The sequence below is a fragment of the Leekyejoonella antrihumi genome, assembly GCF_007845645.1.
In the GTDB taxonomy this organism is placed as follows: Bacteria; Actinomycetota; Actinomycetes; order Actinomycetales; family Dermatophilaceae; genus Leekyejoonella; species Leekyejoonella antrihumi.
In genome coordinates this window covers 53,836-75,667 of record NZ_VCQV01000001.1, presented here as the reverse complement: position 1 = coordinate 75,667, position 21,832 = coordinate 53,836, and the positions used below count along the sequence as shown (strand labels likewise).

General features: G+C 68.4%; 21 protein-coding genes. 14 read left to right on the top strand and 7 right to left on the bottom strand.

Going from position 1 to position 21,832, the window contains the following annotated elements; genetic code table 11:
• Nucleotides 1-28: 28 nt before the first annotated feature.
• Together FGL98_RS00340 and FGL98_RS00335 are read right to left on the bottom strand one after the other, a co-directional pair.
• Entirely contained in the window at nucleotides 29-526 is a 498-nt protein-coding gene (locus FGL98_RS00340; protein ID WP_146314675.1) for a heme-binding beta-barrel domain-containing protein, read from the bottom strand.
• A 32-nt stretch (nucleotides 527-558) separates the two neighbouring features.
• Nucleotides 559-1,635, bottom strand: a complete 1,077-nt coding sequence (locus FGL98_RS00335; RefSeq protein ID WP_246136293.1) for an LCP family protein — start codon at nucleotides 1,633-1,635, stop codon at nucleotides 559-561.
• 72 nt (nucleotides 1,636-1,707) lie between these two features.
• Between FGL98_RS00335 and ygfZ the strand changes: the two genes are divergently transcribed.
• The 4 genes from ygfZ to FGL98_RS00315 all read left to right on the top strand — a co-directional run bounded on the left by ygfZ (nucleotide 1,708) and on the right by FGL98_RS00315 (nucleotide 5,085).
• Nucleotides 1,708-2,754: a CAF17-like 4Fe-4S cluster assembly/insertion protein YgfZ gene (ygfZ, locus tag FGL98_RS00330; protein WP_146314674.1), complete on the top strand. Its 1,047-nt coding sequence runs from the start codon at nucleotides 1,708-1,710 to the stop codon at nucleotides 2,752-2,754.
• Nucleotides 2,755-2,858: 104 nt separating this feature from the next.
• A complete protein-coding gene (locus FGL98_RS00325) occupies nucleotides 2,859-3,206 on the top strand; it encodes a helix-turn-helix domain-containing protein (protein WP_146314673.1) in 348 nt (115 codons plus the stop codon).
• Nucleotides 3,207-3,303: 97 nt separating this feature from the next.
• Entirely contained in the window at nucleotides 3,304-3,948 is a 645-nt protein-coding gene (locus FGL98_RS00320) for a hypothetical protein (RefSeq protein WP_146314672.1), read from the top strand.
• A gap of 165 nt (nucleotides 3,949-4,113) precedes the next feature.
• Entirely contained in the window at nucleotides 4,114-5,085 is a 972-nt protein-coding gene (locus FGL98_RS00315; RefSeq protein WP_146314671.1) for an asparaginase, read from the top strand.
• A 215-nt stretch (nucleotides 5,086-5,300) separates the two neighbouring features.
• On the opposite strand, the gene FGL98_RS00305 is transcribed toward FGL98_RS00315, so the two are convergent.
• A complete protein-coding gene (locus FGL98_RS00305; RefSeq protein WP_222431933.1) occupies nucleotides 5,301-8,570 on the bottom strand; it encodes a S41 family peptidase in 3,270 nt (1,089 codons plus the stop codon).
• 130 nt (nucleotides 8,571-8,700) lie between these two features.
• On the opposite strand from FGL98_RS00305, the gene FGL98_RS00300 reads away from it, so the two are divergent.
• Genes FGL98_RS00300 through manA form a run of 4 tightly spaced genes read left to right on the top strand, consistent with a single transcriptional unit; the run spans nucleotide 8,701 to nucleotide 12,069 of the window.
• Complete coding sequence (locus FGL98_RS00300; protein WP_146314670.1) at nucleotides 8,701-9,030, top strand: DUF2516 family protein; 330 nt, start codon at nucleotides 8,701-8,703, stop codon at nucleotides 9,028-9,030.
• Nucleotides 9,027-9,827, top strand: coding sequence for an alpha/beta fold hydrolase (locus FGL98_RS00295; protein WP_246136292.1), 801 nt, complete (start codon nucleotides 9,027-9,029; stop codon nucleotides 9,825-9,827). Before FGL98_RS00300 ends, FGL98_RS00295 begins: the two co-directional genes overlap by 4 nt.
• Entirely contained in the window at nucleotides 9,824-10,876 is a 1,053-nt protein-coding gene (locus FGL98_RS00290; protein WP_146314668.1) for a zinc-dependent alcohol dehydrogenase family protein, read from the top strand. Before FGL98_RS00295 ends, FGL98_RS00290 begins: the two co-directional genes overlap by 4 nt.
• Nucleotides 10,876-12,069, top strand: coding sequence for a mannose-6-phosphate isomerase, class I (gene manA, locus FGL98_RS00285; RefSeq protein ID WP_146314667.1), 1,194 nt, complete (start codon nucleotides 10,876-10,878; stop codon nucleotides 12,067-12,069). Before FGL98_RS00290 ends, manA begins: the two co-directional genes overlap by 1 nt.
• Before the next feature lie 118 nt (nucleotides 12,070-12,187).
• Here manA and FGL98_RS00280 read toward each other — a convergent pair whose 3' ends face one another.
• A complete protein-coding gene (locus tag FGL98_RS00280; protein ID WP_222431932.1) occupies nucleotides 12,188-13,804 on the bottom strand; it encodes an APC family permease in 1,617 nt (538 codons plus the stop codon).
• Nucleotides 13,805-13,811: 7 nt separating this feature from the next.
• Nucleotides 13,812-14,204 (bottom strand): OsmC family protein, encoded by a 393-nt coding sequence (locus FGL98_RS00275; RefSeq protein WP_146314666.1) that lies wholly within the window; start codon nucleotides 14,202-14,204, stop codon nucleotides 13,812-13,814.
• Nucleotides 14,205-14,348: 144 nt separating this feature from the next.
• Between FGL98_RS00275 and FGL98_RS00270 the strand changes: the two genes are divergently transcribed.
• Nucleotides 14,349-15,278, top strand: a complete 930-nt coding sequence (locus FGL98_RS00270) for a LysR family transcriptional regulator (protein ID WP_146314665.1) — start codon at nucleotides 14,349-14,351, stop codon at nucleotides 15,276-15,278.
• A gap of 169 nt (nucleotides 15,279-15,447) precedes the next feature.
• Here the strand turns inward: FGL98_RS00270 and FGL98_RS00265 are convergent, their stop codons facing one another.
• On the bottom strand, nucleotides 15,448-16,239 hold the full coding sequence (locus FGL98_RS00265; RefSeq protein WP_246136291.1) for a class I SAM-dependent methyltransferase: 792 nt from the start codon (nucleotides 16,237-16,239) through the stop codon (nucleotides 15,448-15,450).
• Nucleotides 16,240-16,298: 59 nt separating this feature from the next.
• Between FGL98_RS00265 and mshA the strand changes: the two genes are divergently transcribed.
• The 5 genes from mshA to FGL98_RS00240 all read left to right on the top strand — a co-directional run bounded on the left by mshA (nucleotide 16,299) and on the right by FGL98_RS00240 (nucleotide 21,126).
• On the top strand, nucleotides 16,299-17,600 hold the full coding sequence (gene mshA / locus FGL98_RS00260) for a D-inositol-3-phosphate glycosyltransferase (RefSeq protein WP_186525890.1): 1,302 nt from the start codon (nucleotides 16,299-16,301) through the stop codon (nucleotides 17,598-17,600).
• A gap of 23 nt (nucleotides 17,601-17,623) precedes the next feature.
• On the top strand, nucleotides 17,624-18,154 hold the full coding sequence (locus FGL98_RS00255) for a type III secretion system chaperone family protein (RefSeq protein WP_146314663.1): 531 nt from the start codon (nucleotides 17,624-17,626) through the stop codon (nucleotides 18,152-18,154).
• Nucleotides 18,155-18,330: 176 nt separating this feature from the next.
• On the top strand, nucleotides 18,331-19,074 hold the full coding sequence (locus tag FGL98_RS00250) for a phosphoglyceromutase (RefSeq protein WP_146314662.1): 744 nt from the start codon (nucleotides 18,331-18,333) through the stop codon (nucleotides 19,072-19,074).
• Between the two features lie 190 nt (nucleotides 19,075-19,264).
• Nucleotides 19,265-20,446 carry a sensor histidine kinase gene (locus FGL98_RS00245; RefSeq protein WP_146314661.1) on the top strand — a complete coding sequence of 394 codons (1,182 nt, stop codon included), beginning with the start codon at nucleotides 19,265-19,267 and terminating at the stop codon, nucleotides 20,444-20,446.
• Nucleotides 20,443-21,126 (top strand): response regulator transcription factor, encoded by a 684-nt coding sequence (locus FGL98_RS00240; protein ID WP_146314660.1) that lies wholly within the window; start codon nucleotides 20,443-20,445, stop codon nucleotides 21,124-21,126. Before FGL98_RS00245 ends, FGL98_RS00240 begins: the two co-directional genes overlap by 4 nt.
• A 15-nt stretch (nucleotides 21,127-21,141) precedes the next feature.
• Here FGL98_RS00240 and FGL98_RS00235 read toward each other — a convergent pair whose 3' ends face one another.
• The gene (locus FGL98_RS00235) at nucleotides 21,142-21,690 is read right to left on the bottom strand and encodes a hypothetical protein (RefSeq protein WP_146314659.1); all 549 of its coding nucleotides are present in this window, start codon (nucleotides 21,688-21,690) and stop codon (nucleotides 21,142-21,144) included.
• Nucleotides 21,691-21,832: the final 142 nt, after the last annotated feature.

Here is a 21,832-nt window from a genome sequence, read left to right as displayed (position 1 = left end):
TGTGCGCCACTCGGCGGGGGGTGTGGGGTCAGGCGACGCGCTTGAGCTCGGCGGAGACGTGGCTCTGCAGGGTCTGCCCCATCGCGGCCATATCCATGGCCCACATCAGGTTGGAGTTCACGTAGCCGTAGAGCCGCGAGCCGGCCGCGTACTCCTTGGCGGAGCCGCTGCGCAGCACGCCATCGGTGCGCAGCTCGACCTTCGCGGGCGAGGTATTGCCGTAGTACAGCTCGACGACCCCCGTGGGGTGGGTGAGCAGCACCTCGACCTCGTTGTCGGGCCGGGGACGCCAGAAGCCGAGCTCGGTCGCCAGCGGGCGCACCTTGTTGCCGTCGGCGTCCAGCAGCCAGGTGCGGCTCTCCCAGCGCAGGAAGGGTCGGCCGTCGTGGCTACAGGTGATCTCCTGGCCGAAGTTGGCCGACTCGATCGTGGGGTACCCCACGACGCCGGCTCCCTCCCAGCTGCCGAGCAGCCAGGCAAGCGGTGCCAGCTCGTGGGGCATGTCGGGGTCGAGCTCAAAGGGCATCTGCGCCTCCGTGGGTTGATGGCCGGTTGCGGTCAGCGGATGGTGTTGCGGGGGCCGGTGTAGGCGCTCATGTCGTCGATCGCCAGCGAGTGACCCAGCTGCTTCATCTTGGGCTCGTTGACCACATCGATGTCACCCGCGACCTTGTTGTAGGCGAACCCGGTGAAGGGCGCGGTGAAGAAAGTGAGGTCGTTGCCACGGATGTTGCGCAGCTTCAGTGCAGTGTCTCGCATGTATGCCGTGGTCATCCCGTCGTCGACCACGGTGGTCTTGGTGATGTCGTCCAGGATATTCGAGAGCGTGATGGGATTCAGCAGAGTGCCGGCCTTGAGCGTCTTTTGCAGGACGGCCTTGATCCAGGCCTGCTGATCGCGGCCGCGATCGATGTCGCCCTCCTTCAGCTGGTGACGCTCGCGGACGAATCCGAGGGCCTGGGTGCCGTTCATGTGGTGGAAGCCTTTGGTGAGGTGGCCGAAGCCGTTCTCGTCGAATGCCTGTGCCACGTAAACGTCGACGCCGCCGAGGTCGTCGGTGACCTTGGCGAAGCCGGTGAATCCGATCTGGGCGACGTGGTCGATGTGCACACCGAGCATGTCCTGCATGGTGGTGACCAGCAGGGGTGCGCCCCCGTAGGCGTACGCGGCGTTGATCTTGTTCTTGCCGTGGCCCGGGATCGGCACGTAGAGGTCTCGAGGGAAGTGAATGACCTGGATGCTCTTGTAGTTGTTGCTGATGTGCACCAGCTGGATCACGTCGGATCGTGAGTCGACGTGGATGTTCGACGGGTCACGCGAGTCCGACCCGAGCAGCAGGATGTTTTGGGCGTTGCCGGCCTGCGCGACGCGCGCCGGGCCCCCGGGTGTGGTCGGTAGCAGCGCCGAGTGGTGGACGTTGGAGTCCAGCAGGTGGTTCAGGTACAGCGCGAACCCGACGCCTGCCAGCACCACGATCAGCACCAGAGTCAGCAGCGTCAGCAGCGCCACCTTGACCCTGCCGGCCTTGCGGCGTCGTCTGGTCGGTGCGGCGGCCGCCGCACCGGGTGCGCCGTCATCGAAGTCGCTGGTGGGCTGCTGGTGGTCCGGGTCGTCCGGCCCGAGGTCATCGGCCATGGGCTGAAGTGTAGGTCGTGTCCTTGGCGCGGGGCCGGTGAAGCGCCGTGCGCGTGGTCGTAGCCTGGGTGGGTGAGCGACACGACTGCAGTAAGCACTCTTCTGTCCACCCCGGGCGCCGTCGAGGATGTGGGCCGGGATGCGGGCGTCGCCTCGCACTACGGCGACCCGTTGCGCGAGCAACGGTTGCTGACCGATGGGCTCGGGGTGGTCGATCTGTCGCACCGCGGCGTGGTGCAGGTGACCGGCCCTGACCGGCTCACCTGGCTGCACTCGATGACGACCCAGAAGATCGACGACCTCCCGCCGTATACCTCCGTCGAGTCGCTGGTGCTCAGCCCGAAGGGGCACATCGAGCACTCCCTGCACCTGGTCGACGACGGCGAGACCACCTGGATCACGGTCGAGCCGGGGACCGCACCCGCGCTGGTGGAGTGGTTGCGGTCGATGCAGTTCATGCTGCGCGTCGAGGTGCAGGATGTGACCCCGGCGTATGCCGTGCTCGGCGAGCCGATCAACGCGGAGTCGACGGCGCAGGAGCTGGAGTCGCACGGCGTGATCGCCTGGCGTGACCCGTGGCCCGCCATGGGTCCGGACAGCGCGGCATACGGCCGCACGGATCCGCATCCGGCGACCGGCCGTGCCTGGCGGGAGCTGATCGTGCCACGGGACACGGTGCTGCAGATGGTGGACGACCGCCCGCTGGCAGGGATGTGGGCGCTTGAGGCGCTGCGCATCGATGCGTGGCGGCCACGGGTGCTGTGGGAGACGGACCACCGCACGATCCCGCACGAGCTGGACCTGCTGCGGACGGCGGTGCACCTGCACAAGGGCTGTTACCGAGGGCAGGAGACCATCGCGCGGGTGCACAACCTCGGCAAGCCGCCGCGGCGGCTGGTCTTCCTGCATCTGGACGGATCCGGGCACACGCTCCCGGATGTGGGCGCCGAGCTGGTCGTATCCGGCGCGGAGCGTCCGATCGGTCGGATCACGTCCGTCGGCCGCCACTATGAGGACGGCCCGATCGCGCTGGCCGTGATCAAGCGCAACACCCCGGTGGATGCGGTGCTCGAGGCGGGCACCGTGAGCGCGGCGCAGACGGTCATCGTCGAGCCGTAGAGCCCGGTTTTGGAGGGCCTGGACCGGCTCACTGCAGGTGTAGTGACGGAGATCACGCTTGCCGCGGCTTGCAAAATGCTAACCAAAGCAAGCACACTGTAGTCATGAGCCCGAACCCCGTGACCGACCTTGGTGGCTACCTCAAGGACCAGCGCACCCAGGCGCAGCTGTCCTTGCGGCAGCTGGCAGATCGCGCGGGCATCAGCAATCCGTACCTCTCGCAGATCGAGCGCGGACTGAAGAAGCCGAGCGCGGAGATCCTGCAGGCCCTGGCCAAGGGACTGCGCATCTCGGCCGAACAGCTCTACGTGCATGCGGGCATCCTCGACGCCCCGACGGACGACGAGTTGTCGGCGCTCGACGTGCGACGGGCGATCCTCGCGGATCCTCGTCTCGATGAGAGGCAGCGCAAGGTGCTGCTGGACGTCTACGCGTCGTTCATCGGCGACTGAGTCACTCCACGAAGTGGGCGCACCGACTCGGTCACTCGACCTAACTGACAAAGCCACGACACCGGCAAGCGCCGGAATCAACGAAAGGAAACTGGCCATGGCCATGGACATCAAGAAGACTCTGACCGACGCCACCCCGTTCTACGCGCTCGTCGGCGCCGCCGACCAGGTCGTCACCGACGTCAAGGGCGCACTGGGTCAGGCGCAGGCGCGCACCCTCGCCCTGCGCGGTGAGCTGGAGCCGAAGTCGCTGCAGACCAAGGTGACCGGCACGGTTGCGGAGGTTCGCACCCGGGTCGAGGCCCTGCCCGGCACCGCGACCGCCCGTTTCGACGCCGTCACCGATGGTGTCGAGAAGACCTACACCGACTTCGCGAACCGCGGTCAGAAGGTCGTCACCGACCTGCGCAACCGCCCCGAGGTCAAGAGCGTCAGCGAGCGCGCCGACCAGCTCGTCGGTCAGGGCAAGGACGCCGTCGGCACCGCGCGCAAGGTCATGGACGACACGCAGACCACGGTCCGCAGCACCGTGTATGCCGGACGCAAGCAGGCCGCGCAGGAAATCGCCGACGTTGCGGGCAAGGTTGAGTCCGACGCGAAGACCGCTGCGCGCAGCAACGCTGCCAAGGAAGGCCTGACCAAGAAGGAGTCGGACGCCAAGCCGGCCGCCAAGAAGACCACCGCCAAGAAGGCTCCGGCGAAGAAGACCACCGCGAAGAAGACCAGCTCCAGCAAGGCCTGACAACGCAGGTGGGTGACATCGTCGCCTGCTGATCACACAGCGAACCCCACGAGGTCTCCTCGTGGGGTTCGCTGCGTCGTGCCCCACTGGTTCCAGGCATGCCGTGACGGGCGCTGGGGGTAGGCGGTCGCGGTCGTTGATCTGCCCCGTCTAGTGTGCTGATCCGTGACCACTTCTTCTGCGCATGCCCTGTCCACTGCCCCCGTCCTCGCCGAGGTGGAGCGCAGCGGTTTCGTCGAGTCCGTGCACCACGGAGTTGCCGTGGTCGTGGCTGTTGACGGATCGATCACCCGCCAGGTCGGGGACGTCACGGCACCCTGCTTTCCGCGGTCGTCCAACAAGCCGGTCCAGGCGCTGGCGATGCTGCGTGCCGGACTGGATCTCGACGGACCGCTGCTCGCGCTCGCGGCGGCCAGCCACTCCGGTGAGGACTTTCACCTCGAGGGCGTGCGCGCGATTCTCGATGGCGCCGGGCTTACCCTCGACGACCTGCAGAACACCCCTGACCTGCCGCTGGACGTGCAGGCTCGTGACGCCTGGCTCCGGGCCGGGCACGGCCCGGAGCCCATCACGCAGAACTGCTCGGGCAAGCACGCCGGGATGCTCGCGGCCTGCGTCGCGGCCGGTTGGGACACCGCGACCTACCGGGACCCGCAGCACCCGCTGCAGCAGCTGATGGCGCGGACCCTGGCCGAGCTCGCGGGAGAGCCGGTCGCGGCGACCGGCACCGACGGCTGTGGTGCGCCGGTCATGGCGATCTCGCCCGCCGGCCTGGCGCGAGCCTTCGGTCGCATCGCGAGCGCCGCGCCCGGCACCCAGGAGGCGAGGGTTGCGGACGCCATCCGCGCCAATCCCGAATACCTCGGTGGCACCCGCCGTGATGTCACGGCGCTGATCCGCGGCGTGGACGGGCTGATCGCCAAGGACGGTGCCGAGGCGGTGTATGCCGTGGGGCTGGCCGACGGCCGCGGTCTGGCCGTCAAGATCGCGGACGGCGGAGAGCGTGCCCGTGCGGTGGTCATGGCGCAGCTGCTGCGCCGGGAGGGCGTGCAGGCTGGCGTCCTCGACGAGTTCGGGCACCAGTCCGTCCTCGGCCACGGGGAGCCCGTGGGTGAGGTGCGGGCGGTCGGTCTCTGATGCGCGCGGTCCTTCAGCGGGTCGCCAGCGCGTCGGTGAGCGTCGGCGAGGATGTGGGCGGACGGACCGACCGTCCGGGGCTGCTCGCACTGGTGGCCGAACCGCTCGTCGACGTCTGAAGCGCCGCCGAGAGGCATACCTCGGCACCGAGCGGCATACCAAATTGGTGTGCCGCTCGGTGGGTTTGTATGCCCCTCGGCGGGCGGGCAGGCGGGTTAGGGCAGGGGCGGGAGCGCCGGAGGCCGGCGGGCCGGTTCCTGCTCCAGCCGGTCCCGGATCTCCAGGAGAGCGCGGTCGAGCTGTACATCGCGACCGGCGACGCGGTCCCGAACCGACACCTGCACCTCGATGTCCGGATCGACACCGTGGTTCTCCACACCCCAGCCGAAGTCGTCGAACCAGAAGGCGTATCGCGGCTGGGTGACCACGGTGCCATCGACAAGGTCGTACCGGCCGTCGATGCCGATGACACCGCCCCAGGTGCGGGTGCCGACGACGAGGCCCAGCCCCAGGGATCGAATGGCGGCGGTCACGATGTCGCCGTCCGAACCGGCATACATGTCAGTCACGGCCACCATCGGCCCGCGCCGCGCATCCAGGGGGTAGGACGTCGGCCGGGGGCCGCGGGCGTGAGACCAGCCGATGATGCGGCGGGCCAGCTTCTCGATCACCAGCTGTGAGGTGTGACCGCCGCTGTTCCCTCGCACATCGACGATCAGGCCGTCCCGGCCGACCTCCGTGCGCAGGTCGCGGTGCAGCTGCGCCCACCCGCCCGACACCATGTCGGGGATGTGCAGGTAGCCGACTCGCCCATCGGTGCGCTCGTGCACGTGGCGGCGTCGATCGGCCACCCAGTCCTGGTAGCGCAGTGGCACCTCGGTCGAAAGTGGCACCACCGCAACGGCCCGCCTGGCACCGCAGTCGGCCGGGGCGATCGTCAGCTCGACCGGGGTGCCGGCCGACCCCAGCAGCAGCGCCTCCGGCGGGCAGGTGCGAGACGTCGCCCGACCATCGACGGCCAGGATCGCGTCACCCTCGGCCGCGGCCACTCCGGGCGCAAACAGCGGTGACCGAGCGCGCGGCTCGGACGACTCACCCGGCACGATGCGGTCGATCCGCCAGGCAGCGCCGTCGAAGGACAGGTCGGCGCCGAGGAGGCCCTGGCCGGTGCCGGAGGCGGGCGGTTCCGGTGGGGTCATGCAGTAGGCGTGAGAGGTGCCCAGCTCGCCCTGCATCTCCCAGATGAGGTCCACCAGGTCGCTCCTGGTGGCCACCCGCTCCAGCAGGGGCGCATAACGGTCCCGGGCGGCGGCCCAGTCGATGCCGCCCATGTCGGCGCGCCAGTAGTGGTCGCGCATCAGTCGCCAGGCCTCGTGGTACATCTGCGTCCACTCCTGCAACGGCTCGACACGGATGCGTGCGCGCCCGAGGTCGACGGTGACATCGTCCGGGTCGTCTTCGCTCACCTTGCGTTCCGCCGGCAGCAGTCGAAGCTTGTCGCCGTCCTGCACCAGCAGCCGTTTGCCGTCCCCGGTGCTGCGAACGCCGTCGGCGCCGTCGACGAGCGTCTCGACCTTGCCGGTCTTCAGGTCCAGCCGTTCCAGGGTTGCCCGTGGCGGCTCGTCGTCGACATGGGCAAGGTCCGAGCCCAGCTCGCCATGCGTGGGTTGGCGCAGCCAGACCAGGGCACCCTCAACCGCCTGTAGGTCCTGGTAGCGCCCGCCTGCCACCGGCGCCGGCACGATCCGCTGGTCCAGGCCCGGCAGGTCGACGGTCGTGCGGTGCGGCGCGGCAGGCTGGGCCGAGCGTCCGTCGGCGCCGGCAGCCCCGTCCGGTGCTGGTTCGGCATCGAACCACCGACCGCCGACCTGCGGTTCGAACGGTGAGGGCGTGGTGGCGCCGAGCGGCAACAACATCGGCCGGCAGCCACCGGGAAAGGACAGGTCGAAGACGAACGCGTCATAGACGGGATCGAGGCTGCGCACCGACAAGAAGGCCAGGTGCGAGCCGTCCCGGGTGAACACGGGCTCGGTGTCGGTGAATCGCAGCGGGGTCACGTCGAACGGGCTCGTGTCGGGCCGCCCCACCTCGAGCATCCGAATGTTGCGCAGCGGTTCCGGCCCGGGCGCGGACCACGCGAGCCAGCGCGAGTCCGGCGAGAAGGCCAGACCGGCCACGTCGCCCTGGTCGGTTGTGTCGACCTCGATCGGCGTGACTGGCTGCGCCGGCGACCCGACCGGCACCGCGACGAGGAGCAGCCTGCCGTCGTGGGTCGCCAGCGCGAGCAGGCGCCCGTCGGGCGCCGCCGCCATGTCCAGCACCCGTCCCACCAGTCCCGGGGCGACCAGCCGGTCGGTCGACCCACCCTCGATCCCACCGATCTCGACGGCGTCATCGCCGTCCACGTCGCTGACCCAGGCCACTCGGTCGGTGGACCCGAGCACGGTCGGCAGCCTGCGGCGTGCGTCCGAGCTGTCCGCCAGCGCACGGGCCGGTCCGTCGCGGTGGGGCAGCCAGAGCACGCGGCCATGCACCTCCACGGCGCTGGCCCGGCCGCTGCGGTCGGTGCTGAGGTGCTGGATCTTCTTGGCGGTGACCGCGATGTGCTGCGGGCTCAACCCGTTGCGGGCGCCGCCGAGGCGGATATCCAGCTGCCGTGGCTCGGTGCCCGGAGCGAGTGAGTCCAACAGATGCAGTCGGCCTCCGGAAACGTAGACCACCTGCCGGCCGTCGCTGGTGGCGTGCCGGGCATAGAGCTCGTGATCGGTATGCCGGACCAGTGAGTCAACCTGAGGCGTGGCCTCATCGACGGCCAGGCTGTAGAGCTGACCGCGGCCCTCATGATCCGACAGGAACCCGATGCGCTCGCCGCCGTCGGTGCGGGTCCACAGCGGGCCCACCAGCCCGGACTCCAGCTCGCCGAGGATGCGGTCGTAGTCACCGTCGCCGGTGGCATCCCACCACAGCTGTGCGGCGGTGCCTCCGCGGTAGTGCTTCCACCAGGCCGGTTCAGACAGGTTCGCGGTGGACATCAGGGCGCCGCCGGACAGCCCCTGCTGTGGTGCGAGCGCCAGATCGTGCACCCACCCGATCGGCAGCCGGCGACCGGGGCCGCCGTCGACCGGCACGGCATACGCGAACTGGCGGGAGCGATCCGCCTGCCGGGCGGCACTCACCACGATCACCTCGTCCTCGTCGAGCCAGCCGCGGACGGTCGTGCCCGGGCTGCCCCAGAAGGTCAGTTGCCGCGTGGCCCCGCCGTCGACCGGAGCGACGTAGACCTCCTGGCAGGTGGGTGAGCCCGAGGCCCATGCGACTCGGGTGCCGTCGGGGGAGATGTGCGGGCAGGTGGCCGGCCGGTGGTCGGTGCTGATCCGATAGGCCCGACCACCACCGGTGCCGGCCATCCAGACATCGTCGTCGGCCACGAACGCGACCTGGTCGCCGCGGACAGCGGGAAAGCGAAGATAGGCGTGGATGCTCACCCCGCCGACCCTAACCCGAGACGCGATCAGGATCACGAGATCGGCGGGATCGGTCAGGTGCCGGCGCCCGGGTCGATGCCGCGAGCGCATCATGGTGTGTCTCGTGTGCCGTGGCGTTTAGGCTGGAGACATGTTAGACGGACTGTGGCAGGTGCAGAGCCTGGTGGCGTTTGTGCTCGGGATCGTGCTGTTTGCGATGGAGGTCTTCGCGCTCATCGAGGCGGTGCGGCCGCGCTCCGAGGCGTACGTGGCTGCCGGCAAGCTGACCAAGCCGATCTGGATGGCGATCACCGCGGTGTGCGCGGTCCTCGGCCTGCTCACGATCAGCAACCCGCTGAACCTCTTCGGGGTGCTGGCCGTCGTGGGAGCGGCCATCTTCCTGGCCGACGTCCGACCGGCTCTGCACCGCATGCTGGGGCAGGGCAAGAAGAGCCGGTCGAACCCGTTCGACCGTTGGTGACCGCGACCTCGCACCGTCGCACGTCCCTGCTGCCGATCGCCGACGGCGCCCTGGAGTACCTGCTGACCGGCAAGGGCGCGCCAACAACGGTTTTCGGTCACGGACTGGCCGGGTCCATCGACACGACCAGGCCGTTCGGATCGGCGGTCGCCGGCACTCGCGCGTTCTTCCATTTCCGGGGGCACGGGGCGTCCAGCTCGCCGGAGACTCCGTGGACGTATGCCGCGCTCGCGGCCGAGCTGCGGGCGGTCGCCGACGCGGTTGACGCCACCCAGGCGCTCGGGGTCAGCATGGGCGCCGGCGCGCTCTGCCACGCGCTCGAGGAGACCCCGGACCGGTTCGACCGCATCGTCCTGGTCATTCCGGCGATTCTGGACACGCCGCGCACGGACCAGGCCCTCGACCGACTGCTGCAGATGGGTGAGCTGGCACATGACCACGACGTCGACGGCGTCTTCGACCTGATGCTGCGGGCGCAGCCTGCCCCCATGCGTGATCGTCCTGAGGTGCGGACCTGGTGCCGGCGCCAGGCCGAGACCATCGTGCGCACGGATGTCGGCCGTGCGCTGCGCACCATCCCACACGAGGTCGCGATGACGGGCCGGGACGCGCTGCGCGGCATACCGGCGCCGTTGCTGGTGCTGGCGCAGGAGGACGACCCGGCGCATCCGGTCTGGGTGGCGGAGCAGATCGCCGCCCTGGTGCCGGATGCCACGCTCGAAGTGCTGCCACCCGGCGGCATTCTGTGGTCGCACCGTTCCACCGTCCGTCATCTGATCGGAGAGTTCCTGTCGTGAAAGCCACCGTTCTGCACAGCCCTGGAGACGTGCGCCTGGACGAGGTACCGGACCCGCGGATCCTCGACGACACGGATGCCGTCGTGCGGGTGGTCGCGGCATGTGTGTGCGGATCCGACCTGTGGCCCTACCGCGGGATCAACCCGGTGACCGAACCGGTGCGGATCGGTCACGAGTTCGTCGGCGTGGTCGAGGAGATCGGGTCGGCGGTCCGGAGCCTGCGCGCCGGCGACTTCGTCATCGCACCGTTCATGTTCTCCGACAACACCTGCCCGCACTGCCAGGTGGGTATCCAGTCGGCGTGCCCCTCCGGCGGGTTCTGGGGCCGCGAGGACCGGCAGGGCAAGACGGTCGACGGGGCACAGGGCGAATACGTGCGGGTGCCGCTGGCGGACGGCACCCTCGTCACGGTGCGGGACCACGACGAGGCCATGATCCCGTCGTTGCTTGCGCTGTCGGACGTGATGGGCACCGGCTGGCACGCGGCGGTGGCAGCCAATGTGCGCGAGGGTGACACGGTGGTCGTCGTCGGTGACGGCGCGGTCGGACTCAGTGGCGTGCTCTCGGCAGCTCAGATGGGCGCTGCGCGGATCATTGTGATGTCCAGACACGAATCTCGGCAAAAACTCGCGACCGAGTTCGGGGCAACGGATATCGTGGCAGCCCGGGGCGACGAAGGGGAGGCGCAGGTGATGGAGATGACTCACGGAGTCGGTGCGGACGCCGTGCTCGAATGTGTCGGCACAGGCGAATCGATGGGCACCGCACTGACCGTCGCGCGACCGGGAGCCACCGTCGGTTATGTCGGTGCGCCGCACGGGGTCGAGCTGCCGGTGGCAGCGATGTTCGGCCGAAATGTCGGACTGGCGGGTGGAGTGGCACCGGCCCGCCAGTACCTGCCGAACCTGCGGGATGCCGTGCTTTCCGGGCAGATCAATCCGGGCAGGGTGTTCGACCTGCAGCTGCCCCTGGACGAGGTGGCGGAGGCCTATCGCGCCATGGACGAGCGTCGTGCGATCAAGTCGATGCTGTGGGTCGGTCGATCCTGATGCACCGCCTCCACCCACAGGTGCTGCACTATGCCTGGGGGTCGCACGACGTCATCGCGAAGCTGACAGGTCGACCAGGGCCGACGACGGAGCCCGAGGCCGAGCTGTGGATGGGGGCCCACGAGAAGGCCCCGTCGGGCATCGACGTCGATGGTCAGCGGACGACGCTCGACGAGCTGGTGGAGTCCGACCCTGCTGCGATGCTGGGCGACTCGTGCTCCGCTGCCTTCGAGCGGCGGCTCCCGTTCCTGCTGAAGGTGCTCGCGCCGAGCCGGCCACTGTCCATCCAGTGCCATCCGGATGCGGAACAGGCCCTCAATGCCCCCGAGGGCACGTATACGGACGGCTGGCCGAAGCCGGAGGCCCTGATCGCGGTCACGGAGTTCGAGATCTTTGCTGGGACCCGCCCCTTCGACGAGGTGCGGACGATGGCCGAGCGGTTGAACATCGCCGACCTGACTCGGCGCGTCGAGAGCGCGGCAACGGCCGGGTGTCCCACGCGGGGACTGCTGTCCGAGCTGTTGCTCCTTGCGGACGAGGAACGCATCGCATTGGTGCGGAAGGTTGTTGAGGGGTGCCGCAACCTCTCCGACGAGGAGTGCGACGGGCCGGCTGGTGTCGTGGCGCGCGTGTCGCACCTGTTTCCGGACGACATCGGTCTGGTAGTACTGCTGCTGATGCGCCACCGTGTCCTTGAGCCGGGTTCGTATGTGTTCGTTCCGGCCGGTGTGCTGCACGCGTACTCGGGCGGCACCGCCGTCGAGATCCTCGCGAACTCCGACAACATCGTGCGAGCAGGCCTCACGCCCAAGAAGATCAACATCTCCGAGCTGCTGCGGATCGTCGACGTCGACAAGACGATGGGACCCGCGCAGCCGTCGGTGACCGGCCGCGCGCGGACCTATCCCACGGATGCTCCGCACTTCCAGCTGCATACGATCAGCCCTGGCACCGAACCGCAGAACGTCCCAGGCGATGGCATTCCCCGAATCATGCTGGCACTGCATGATTCGGTGACCCTGGAGACCGCCGTGGAGACGCTGAAGCTGGCCGGCGGTGAGTCCTGCTTCGTTCCCGCCTCCGAAGGCCCGGTGACCGCCTCCGGCAGGGGCGAGCTCTTCATCGCCACAACCGGCCCACGTTCCCATCTCGACCCAGCACCCACTCGCCGATCTAGCACTCACCCTCGCTGATCGAGTAGCGCGCGTATCGAGATCTGGTGAGGCTTCGTGGGGAGGTGATGGGGGTCTCGATACGGCTCGCGCTGCGCGCTCGCCTACTCGACCAGCGGGTGGGGTCGGCGCTGGACGCTTAGCAGATGCCGCACTCGTCCGCGGGTGCCGTTCGCACGTGGGCGATCCCGCTGCGCAGCGCCCATCGGAAGATCGCCAGCGACAGGGCCGCCACAAGGCACGAGTCGAGCGGCGCCGGCAGGGCAGACGTTCCGCCGAAGCTGCCCAGCCGGGACAGGATGAGCAGCGCCACGAGGTAGGTCACGAGCCAGCTGCCCTTGAGCAGCTCGGCACGCAGGGAACGGCCGCGCGACATGATCGCAAACACTGCCACGCCGATCAGGATCAGGGGAATGACCAGCCGGAGTTGATCCCAGCCGGACCAGTAGACGAACTCGCCGGCTGCGACGAAGCTTGCCGGCGCGATCCAGGGCATTCCGCGCGACCAGGCGGGCACCATGTTGTTGTCCGTGCGTCGGAAGATTGCGGCGGCGACCGCGCTGGTGAGGTAGGTGATCAGGTACATGTCGCCCATGACCGCCACGATGCCCTGCCAGCCGCCGAACGGTAGGAGGAAGAGCACGATGATGCCGAGGTTGAGCACCAGCGCCCGACGCGGGATCCCCGACTTCGCATGCACGGCCATGAAGAAGCGAGGCAGGATGCCGCTCTTGCCGAGGGCGTACGTGTGCCGGGCGTTGAGCCCGACCCCGACGTTCGCCGAGGCTCCGGGGGAGAGCACCGCATCGGCATACAGCAGCATGGACACCCACTGCAGGTTCATCACCAGGGCGAGCTGGCCGAACGGGGAGGTGAAGTTGACACCGCTCCACCCGTGCCCGAGGAAGCTGTCCGGGACGGTGAAAAGGAACGTGAGCTGGAGCGCGGCGTAGAGGCCGACGGCCAGCACGATCGCCGCGATCACGGCCGCCGGAATGGTGCGGCGCGGGTCCTTCGCCTCGCCGGAGAAATCCACCGCAGCCTGGAAACCATTGACGGAGTATACGATTCCTCCGGTGGCCAAGGCCGTGAAGCAGGCTGTGTAGCCGTAGGGGGCGAATCCGCCATGGCTGGTCATCCGGCCGGAGTGGAATCCGGAGATGAGGAGAAGGATCACGGTGACGATCGGGACGGCGACCTTGACCACCGTGATGAGGTTGTTGAACCGCGCGAATACCTTGACGGCGAACCAGTTCACGCTCGTCAGGAGGGCCGCGAACAGCATTCCGACGGCGACACCGGGCACCGTGAGTCGGTCGCCGCTGTACAACCAGGGCAGGTAGTGGGCGCCGTACCCGAGGATGGCGCTGATCTCGGCGGCGGTGCCACCGACGGACAGCAGGGTCGACCAGCCGACGAGAGATCCCACCAGTCGTCCGCTGGCATACAGCGGCCAGCGAACGGTGCCACCGTCTTCTGGTCTGGTGACCCCCAGCTCGACCATGACCATCGCGACCAGTGCGCACAGCAGACCCGCCCCGATCCAGGACAGCAGTGACGCTGGGCCGGCGATCTTCGCGGAGTACATCGCGGCGAACAGCCACCCAGATCCGACGATGTTGGAAAAGCCGATGGCGGTGAGACTCCAGAAGCCCAGATGTCGGCGGAGCAGGAACTCCTGGGCGCCGGCCGACGCGCCGCCGCGGTGCTGGTCCAGCGAGGTGGGGCTCGAGTCAACGGTGTCTGACATGGTCATGGCCTGTTCATGCCTCGGATCGGGAGTGCGTGGCGACCGTCAGCTCCGGTGCGTGTTCGAGGGTCGAGTGGATGGTGCAGCGGCGGCTCGCCCGCACCAGGGCGTCGACCTGCATCTCCGGCAGGCCGGTCGGTGTCTGGAGTATCGCGTTGACGCGGGACATTCTCCGCGGTCGGTTCGCCATCTCGCCGGACACCCGGACCGACAGCCCGTTCGCGGGGATGTTGTTGCGTTCGGCGTAGTCGAGCACCGTGCCGAGCATGCAGCTGCCGAGCGCGGCGAGCAGGAGCTCGGTCGGCTCCATGCCGTGGTCCCCGGCGCGCACTTCGACGTCATCGGTGTGGGTGGTGAAGTTGTGCCCGGTCGTGTGCCGGGCGGTCACGGTGTAGAGGTCAGCCATGGTGTCATCTCCGCTGGTGGTCGAATCTCGGACGGGCCGATGAGCCGTTCAGCACTCACCGCCGCCGCAAGTGTGGCCTGGATCTCGCTAAACCTGCACACAGGAAATATGGGTGCTACCCAAAATTTTGGTTATGGTTGGCGAATGCTGGACACCCGACTTCTGCGAACGTTCCACCAGGTGGTGGAGTCCGGTTCGTTCTCCGCGGCAGCGCGCACGCTCGGCTACACCCAGCCGGCGATCAGTCAGCAGATCCGCACCCTGGAGAAGGCGGTGGGCACGCCGCTGTTCATCCGCACCGGGCGCAAGATGGTGCTGACCGAGGCCGGTGAACTCCTGCTCCGGCATGCCGTAGGCATCCTGGCGGACCTGTCCGCCGCGCAGAGCCAGGTCGCAGCGATCCGGCACCTGGCCGCCGGTCGGGTCCGGGTATGCACATTCCCCAGCGCAAGCGCGACGATCGTGGCGGCTGCCGCTGCCGGTCTGCGCAAGTCCAACCCCGGGATCCGGGTCCAGCTCTCCGAGGCCGAGCCGCCGGAGTCACTGGCGATGCTGGAGGCGGGTGAGTGTGACATCGCGCTCGCCTTCAACTACGAGGGAATGCCGGAACCTGGCCGCACTGAGTTCGTGGTGCGGGCATTGCTCGACGATGACATGCAGGTCGTGCTGCCGGTGGGGCACCCACTGTCCCGACGCCGGTCTGTCGACCTGCCGGAGCTGGTGAACGAGAGCTGGATCGCCGGGTGTCCGCAGTGCCGTGCGACGTTCGTCAACGCCTGTTCTCAAGCGGGGTTCGAGCCGGACATCGCCGTGACCACCGACGACAACCTGGCCGTGCAGAGCCTCGTTGTGGCCGGCATCGGTGTCGGGGTGATGCCCGGGCTGGTGCTGTCGTTCCTCCGCCATCCCCAGATCGTCGCGCGGCCCCTTCGCCCGGCGGTCCGGCGCAAGGTGTCGGCCTACACGCTCGCGGACTACACCCGCATACCCGCGACGTCCGTGATGCTCGAGGCACTGACCGAGGCTTCCGGCCGGTTGCAGCGCGGCGCGGTGGGCGACAGCTCCATCTCATAAGCAGAAATATGAGGTTTCGGCGAATTGAGTGGCTTTCACCTTTCGCCACCGGTGACCGGTCACCCGTCCACTTGTGCGCCGAGATCGCAGTTTTCCGCTGTATACCGGTGGCGGTTGACCGAACAGTGCGATCTCGGCGCAGCAGGGGGCAACGGACCGATCCCGGCTGCTAGGGCCTGGGGGCGACGGCATGCCACGCGACACCGAGCTCCCCGAGGCGCCAGCGGTGTGGACCGTCCAGCACCGGCCAGCCCGCATCGCGCAGCGTCCGCGCCGTGACGATGAACCGCTGCCGCGCGCCGTATGCCGCGTGCGGGCTCGCGTGTGCCCAGGCGTCGCCGAGGTCGCGCAGCAGTTGGTGGATCCGTTCACCGGGGACATTGCGATGGATCAGTGCCTTCGGGAGGCGCTCCGCCACGATCGACGGGTCCTCCAGCCCGGCCAGCCGCACCGAGATCGTGAGCGAGATCGGCCCGATGTGGTCGACCGCAATCCACGAGGAGAGTCGGCCGATCTCGTCGCAGGTGCCGTCGACCAGCAGACCCCGAGGCGCCAACCGTTCACGCACCCGGTCCCAGGCACCTCTCACCTGCGACTCGTCATACTGCCGGAGCACGTTGAACGCGCGCACCACCTCGACCTGGCCGGGCACGGGGATCTCGAAACCGCCGTGCCGGAAGGTCAGCCCGGGGCGTTCAAGGGGAAGCGCGGCGCGCACTCGATCGAGGTCGATCTCCAGCCCGACAACCTGCGCGTCGGCCCGGACGCGCCGGAGCCGTTGATGCAGCTCGACGGCCGTCACCGGAGAGGCGCCGAACCCGAGATCGATCGCGACGGGCGGGCGGTCTGTCTGCCGCAGCCGCCACGCCTGTGGTCCGGTCAACCACCGGTCGCATCGGCGCAACCGGTTGGGGTTCGTGGTGCCACGGGTGATGGCTCCCACCGGCCGGTCGCTGCGCACGAGACCAGGCTAGCCACGGCCGCCGCGACGCTGCCGCGAGCCGTGGGACAATGGCGGTGATGTCGACCTCCACCGTGCACCGCGTCGCCATGATCAGCGTGCACACCTCGCCCCTTGACCAGCCCGGCACGGGTGATGCCGGAGGTCTGAACGTGTATGTGGTGGAGACCGCGCGCCGGCTGGCGAAACGCGGGATCGAGGTGGAGATCTTTACCCGGCGCACCTCCGCCGGTCTCGCCGAGGTTGCCCCGATGGCACCCGGCGTCGTCGTGCGACATATCGACGCCGGGCCGTATGAGGGGTTGTCCAAGGAGGACCTGCCGGGCCAGCTCTGCGCGTTCGCCGCCGGGGTGATGCGGCATGTCGCGATCAGCCCCGAAGGGCACTACGACCTGGTGCACTCGCACTACTGGCTCTCCGGCCAGGTCGGCTGGCTGGCCGCGGATCGCTGGAACGTGCCGCTGGTGCACACGATGCACACCATGGCGCGGGTCAAGAACGCGTCGCTCGCAGAGGGTGACCGACCCGAGCCGAGCGGGCGCGAGATCGGCGAGGAGCAGGTGGTGCGCGCCGCGCGCTGGCTGGTCGCCAACACCGACGCCGAGGCGCATGACCTGATCACGCTGTATGACGCGGACCCAAGCCGGGTCCGGGTGGTGCCGCCCGGTGTCGACCTGGAGGTGTTCACACCCGGCAGCAAGTCGGCGGCCAAGGAGGGTGTCGGCCTGCCGTCGGATGCCGAGGTCGTGCTCTTCGTCGGCCGGATCCAGCCGTTGAAGGCGCCAGATGTGCTGGTGCGGGCCGTTGCCGACATGTTGCTGGCAAACCCGGACCGCCGGAAGCGACTGGTCGTGCCGATCATCGGTGGGCCGAGCGGATCGGGGCTTGAGCGCCCCCGCGCGCTGCAGCAGCTCGCGCGTGACCTCGGTGTCGCCGACGTGGTGCAGTTCGTGCCGCCGGTCTCTCGGGCAGAACTGGCTCAGTGGTATCGCGCCGCGGACATCGTTGCAGTGCCGTCGTATTCGGAGTCGTTCGGTCTGGTGGTGCTGGAGGCACAGGCGTGCGGCGCACCCGTTGTCGCGGCCGCCGTCGGCGGGCTCCCGACCGCAGTGGGAGATGCGGGGGTGCTGGTGTCGAGCCACGACCCGGCCGTGTGGTCCAAGGAGCTCGCGGGGCTGCTCGACCACGAGCGCAGTCGCCTGGAACTGGTGGACCGCGCAGTGCCGCACGCCGCCGGGTTCGGTTGGGAGGCAAGCACCGACGCGCTGCTGGGTGTCTATGAGAACGCCTGCCGTGGCGGACAGGGCGACGCCTTGACGTCGATGTTGCTGGAGGACGTGCCCGCCGCCCCGATTCCTTAGCGCACCCCACGAAGTGAGGAACGATGAGCACCACCGATGGAGCGGAACCAGCCGCGCGTGACGATGCCGTCCGCATTCTCGAGGCATTCCTCGCAGACAACGAGGTCGAGTGGGAGGCCGGTGCGCGCGATGACGAGTATGTAGTGAGCCTGCCCGGCGAGCGCAAGCTGAAGACGGTGTGCTCCCTGCTGATCGGCGAGGTATCGCTGACCACCACGGCATTCGTCATCCGTCACGCGGACGAGAATGAGGCCGAGTTCTACCGGTTCCTACTACGCAAGAACCTGCGCCTACCGGGGATCGCCTACAGCATCGACGGCGAGGGTGACGTCTACCTCACCGGACGCGCTCCGCTGGAAGGGATCAGCGTGGCATACCTCGACCGACTGCTGGGGGTCGTGCTCGAGGCCTCCGACGGTGCATTCAACGACCTGCTCGTGATCGGCTTCCTCTCCTCGATGAAGAGGGAGTGGGCCTGGCGCATCTCACGCGGTGAGTCGACGCGCAACCTCGAAGCGTTCAGGCACCTGCTGGAGGATCAGCCCCGCTCCTGAATCGGGGCCCCCGCGAAGTATCGGACGGAGCTTGCGAGCGGAGAACTCTGTGGGGCATCTCTAGGGTGACGGCATGACTTATACCCTCTGCCTGTTGCGCCATGGCGTCACCCCACGAAGTCCTCGCTCCTTCGTCGCTCGGTACTTCGCGGGGACCCCGACCCTAGGATGACGGCATGACTTATACCCTCTGCCTGTTGCGCCATGGCGAGTCCGACTGGAACGCCAAGAACCTCTTCACCGGATGGGTGGACGTCCCGCTCAGTGAGAAGGGTCGCGCGGAGGCCGTCTACAGCGGTGAACTGATCCGCGATGTCGGCCTGCGGCCGGACGTCGTCCACACCTCCTTGCTGCGGCGCGCCATCAGCACGTCGAATATCGCGCTCGACGTCGCCGACCGGCACTGGATCCCGGTGCGCAGGTCCTGGCGGCTCAACGAACGTCACTACGGCGCCCTGCAGGGCAAGGACAAGAAGGCCACCCTGCAGGAGTTCGGCGAGGAGCAGTTCATGACCTGGCGCCGCTCCTACGACGTGCCGCCACCGGCCATCGAGCCCGATACGCAGTTCAGCCAGGCCGGGGATGTCCGGTATGCCGACCTGGGCGACGAGGCGCCGCGCACCGAATGTCTCAAGGATGTCATCGCCCGGTTCCTGCCCTACTGGAACGACGCGATCGTGCCGGACCTCACGGCGAACAAGACCGTGCTGGTCGTCGCGCACGGCAACAGCCTGCGCGCCCTCGTGAAGCATCTGGACAACGTCTCCGACGGCGACATCGTCGGGCTCAACATCCCGACGGGTATGCCGCTCGTGTACCGGCTCGACGAGAACCTGGTGCCCACGGTGGCCGGCGGGGAGTACCTCGACCCGCACGCGGCCGCGGCGGCCGCCGAAGCGGTCGCCAACCAGGGCCGCTGACGCCCCGAGATTGTGGTAACGGGCATCAGCTCTGGGCAGAAGTCGTGTTACTGCGCACTTTCTGGTCAACCAGCGTGCCGGGCGCTGGGTGGTGAACGGTCGCAGACCGTCAGGTGAACAGTCGGCGGATCTTCGCCGGTAATGCGGCCGGCTGTGCGATCGGTCGGTCGCTGCTGCGTACATTGGGCATGTGCATGTAGCCATCGGGGTGCTCATCGGCCTGCTGCTGGGTCTTGCCGTCGGGGCAGCGCTCCTGCGACGCCGACGCGACCCCGCCCGCCCTGCAGACGACGCGGAAGGTGGCACTGCAGAGGCCGCCGCCCTCTCGCCTGCTGTGGTCGACGTGCTCGACACCCTGCAGTCGATGACGGTCATCGTCGACCCGGACGACCACGTCGTGCGCGCCTCGCACAGCGCAAAGGCTCTCGGCCTGGTGCGTAGTGGCGAGTTGGTGCACCCGGAGCTGCGCACGCTCGTTCGTGACGTGCGCGAGCGTCAGCAGGTGCGCGAGATGGAGTTCGAGGTGGCTCGCGGGCCCGTCGGGGTGGGTAGGCTGTCCATCGGTGTGCGGATCGCGCCGCTCGGCACCTCGCACGTGCTGGCCCTCATCGAGGACCACACGAGCTCGCGGCGCGTCGAGGAGACCAGGCGTGACTTCGTGGCCAATGTGAGTCACGAGCTGAAGACACCGGTCGGTGGGCTGACGCTGCTCGCCGAGGCGATGGACGAGGCACGAGACGACCCGGAGTCCGTGCACCGCTTCGCCACTCGAATGCGGACCGAGACCAGCAGGCTGGCTCGGCTGGTCCAGGAAATCGTGGAGCTGTCGAGGCTCCAGGCAGCCGACACGTTGGAGAGTCCGGACCTGGTCGACGTGCGGCAGTGCGTGCGAGAGGCCGTGGATCACCTGCTGGTGGTCGCGGAGGACCGCCAGATCCAGATCGTCACGGACTTGGGCGAGTCCGGCCGGCCGGCCGAGATCTACGGGGATGCCAACCTGGTGACGACCGCCGTGCGCAACGTCGTCGAGAATGCGATCAGCTACTCCGGAAGCGACACGACGGTGCGGGTGTCCGTGCAGACTGGCACGGACCTCGTCGCAGTGCAGGTCGAGGACGAAGGAGCCGGCATCTCACCCGACGACCTGGACCGCATCTTCGAGCGCTTCTATCGGGTGGACGCCGCCCGGTCCCGCAGCACCGGGGGCACCGGTCTCGGCCTCGCGATCGTCAAGCACATCTGTGCCAACCACGGTGGTGAGGTCAGCGTGCGCTCCGAGGAGGGCCACGGCTCGACCTTCATCGTCCGTCTTCCGCTGGCCCGCCCCAGCGGCGGCGCATCATCCCCCACGACCCGAAAGGTCTCATCATGACCCGTATTCTCGTCGTCGAGGACGAAGAGTCCATCTCCGACCCGTTGTCCTACCTGCTCGGCAAGGAGGGTTACGACGTCGCCGTCGCGGCGACCGGCCCCGACGCGCTGATCGAGTTCGACCGCACCGGTGCCGACCTCGTGCTGCTCGATCTGATGCTGCCGGGCCTGTCCGGTGTGGACGTATGCCGCACGCTGCGGCAGAAGTCGTCCGTCCCCGTGATCATGCTGACCGCCAAGGACAGCGAGGTGGACAAGGTCGTCGGACTCGAGATGGGCGCCGATGACTATGTCACCAAGCCGTATTCGTCACGGGAGCTGCTCGCCAGGATCAAGGCGGTGCTGCGCCGAGGGCAGGAGCCGGAGGAGCTGTCCGAGTCCCAGCTGACCTGCGGACCCGTGCGGATGGACGTCGAGCGGCATACGGTCAGCGTCGATGGCGAGCGACTGCCCTTGCCGCTCAAGGAGTTCGAGCTGCTCGAGATGCTGCTGCGCAACAGCGGCAGAGTGCTCACGCGAGGTCAGCTCATCGACCGGGTGTGGGGCAGTGACTACGTCGGCGACACGAAGACCCTTGATGTGCACGTGAAGCGGCTGCGCAAGAAGATCGAACCGGATCCTGGCAACCCGCAGCTCCTGGTCACCGTGCGGGGGCTGGGCTACAAGCTGGATACGCCGTAAACGGGTTGCTGACGATCAGCCGTCCGGCTCGGTGGTCTGGCCGTTCGGCGGAGCAGAGTAGGTCGGGTGGCTCGGGCTGGCCGAGCCGTAGATGCCCTGACTGAGCAGAACTGGGACCTGGATCGGCGTCGCCCCGGCCTTGCTGGTGGTGAAGGTGATGGTCATCGGCTTGCCCGGTGCCGCAGTGACCTTCGCGACGGTGACGGGTTTGATCTTGGTCTTCGAGTCACCGGAGGTCTTGCCGTCCAGCCGGACCGCCGTCTGCGCCGGTATGGTCACGGACTGGCCGGCGCCACCCTGCGGGCTGATCGTGAGCTTGACCTCCGACTGCCCGTTGTTGGTCACCATCCCGATCAATGCGCCGCGGGCACCCTTGGCAGAGGCGACGACCAGCACGTCGGACAACTGAAGCGAGCCGACCGTGGCGATCGTCCCATCCGCCGGGTCATAGCTCTGGGTCGTCTGGGCCGGCGAGAGGTACATGCAGCCACTGAGCATGGTGGCGGAAACGGCCAGGCCAAGCGCACCGAGCGCTGGGCGGGCCGGGAACAGTCGTCGCGTCACGGACGCCAGCCTAGCGGCTCGGTGCGCTCGTCGTGCTCGTGGGCCGGGATGAGACGTGTTCCGGTGCAGCCCAGCCGGAGTCGACCGACCATGGTCGGCCGGTCCGATGCCAGTTCTACCCGCGCGAAGCACGACACGCAGG